General features: G+C 47.2%; 3 protein-coding genes. 2 read left to right on the top strand and 1 reads right to left on the bottom strand.

The window, feature by feature from the left end; genetic code table 11:
* Together AC2JC8_RS06615 and AC2JC8_RS06610 are read left to right on the top strand one after the other, a co-directional pair.
* A partial coding sequence (locus AC2JC8_RS06615) for a UDP binding domain-containing protein (RefSeq protein ID WP_484594396.1) occupies window positions 1–571 on the top strand: 571 nt, incomplete at its 5' end.
* Between the two features lies 1 nt (window position 572).
* Window positions 573–1,505, top strand: a complete 933-nt coding sequence (locus tag AC2JC8_RS06610; RefSeq protein ID WP_482137536.1) for a UDP-glucuronic acid decarboxylase family protein — start codon at window positions 573–575, stop codon at window positions 1,503–1,505.
* Between the two features lie 2 nt (window positions 1,506–1,507).
* Here AC2JC8_RS06610 and AC2JC8_RS06605 read toward each other — a convergent pair.
* On the bottom strand, window positions 1,508–1,864 hold a 357-nt coding region (locus AC2JC8_RS06605), incomplete at its 5' end, for a hypothetical protein (protein ID WP_484594395.1).

The following is a 1,864-nucleotide window of genomic DNA, read 5'->3' as shown; positions in this document are numbered from 1 at the left end:
TTGCTTTCAAAAAGATATTTTAAACCTTGTATATCTCTGCGGTTATTATGGCCTTGCTGAAGTTGCTAATTATTGGCAGCAGGTGGTTCAATTAAATAATTGGCAACAGCAACGTATCGCCCGCTTAGTGGTGCAAAAATTATTTAATACCGTAAATGGAAAACGTATTGCCATGCTTGGCTTTGCTTTTAAAGCAAACACAAACGACACCCGTGAATCGCCGGCAATTCGCATTGCAAAAGAGTTGCTAGAAGAGGGGGCCCAGCTTGCAATTCATGATCCCAAGGTGAATCCAGATCAAATTAGTAAAGATTTAGCCCAGCCGCCCGGCCTTGATAGGGCTGCTGATGTGCACGGTGGCTGGTCGATGGCCCCGTCGCCCCTGGAGGCCTGCATTGGCGCTGATGCAGTTATTGTTGTTACCGAGTGGCAACAGTATTTCCATTTGGATTGGCAGGGAATTTACGCTGTGATGCGAAAGCCGGCGTGGTTATTTGATACTCGCGCTATTGCAGATGGCAAGGCTGCCCTAGCTGCTGGTATGCAAGTGTGGACTATTGGGGAAGGTTGAAATGGGTTTGCGTCATTTAGTAACCGGCGGTGCAGGTTTTGTTGGCTCCCATTTGATCGATCGCTTGATGGCAAAAGGCGAAGAAGTGATCTGTTTAGATAACTACTTCACTGGCCGAAAAGATAACATTCGCCATTGGATTAGCCACCCTAATTTTGAATTAATTCGCCACGATGTAACAGAACCAATCAGGCTTGAGGTGGATCGTATTTGGCATCTAGCTTGCCCTGCATCCCCTGTTCATTATCAATTCAACCCCATAAAAACCGCCAAAACCAGTTTTCTTGGCACCTACAACATGCTTGGCCTAGCGCGGCGGGTGGGGGCCAGGCTTCTGCTTGCTAGCACCAGCGAAGTGTATGGCGATCCGGAGGTGCATCCCCAGCCTGAAAGCTATCGCGGTTGCGTTAATACGATTGGTATTCGCAGTTGCTACGACGAAGGTAAACGGATTGCGGAAACACTGTGCTTTGATTACAAACGTATGCACGATGTTGAAATTCGTGTAGTGCGGATTTTTAATACCTATGGCCCCCGCATGCTGGAAGATGATGGCAGGGTTGTGAGTAATTTTATTGTGCAGGCCCTGCGGGGGGAACCGCTTACCCTTTATGGCGATGGCATGCAAACCCGTTCTTTTTGTTATGTGGATGATCTCGTGGAGGGTTTCTTACGTTTGATGGAAGGCCCCCATACAGGGCCAATGAATATTGGTAATCCTGGCGAATTCACAATTAAACAACTAGCTGAATTAGTGCGAGATCGCATTAATCCGAATTTAGAGTTGGTATATCGCCCGTTACCGCAAGATGATCCAATGCAACGTCAACCAGTTATTGATTTAGCCCGTGAAGTGTTGGGCTGGGAGCCACAGATTTCATTGCAGCAGGGTTTAGAGCCAACAATTGCTGATTTTAGAAAGCGGGTTAAATAGATCTAACCGGCATCAAATATTTTTTTACCCTTTGCAGTTTTTTGTTGGCGATGGCGCCGTGCCTCCCGTGAAGTGAATTGGCTCACAGTGGGGTTGCCATGTAAACCATCCACATGGGCCACCTGTTCCCACAAATCCCTTGGAGCCCACCTAACTGTATGGGCTACTTTGTCGTGGCGAATTACATGGCACCAACGGCAACTGCCACACTTTGTGCAATACAACTCTTCAAGCCATTCATTGCTAAGTACCAAAACTGGATAGTTTTGGATAATTAGCTTGGCTTTTGTGGCCTTCATGCCCCGCTGCACTAGCTGATCAGGGTTCAGCAGGTGCAAAAAATATTTTTTGCCATTCCC

The organism is Synechococcus sp., assembly GCF_982614295.1.
The sequence above is the reverse complement of the archived record's forward strand: the minus strand, read 5'-3'. Positions and strand labels throughout refer to the sequence as shown.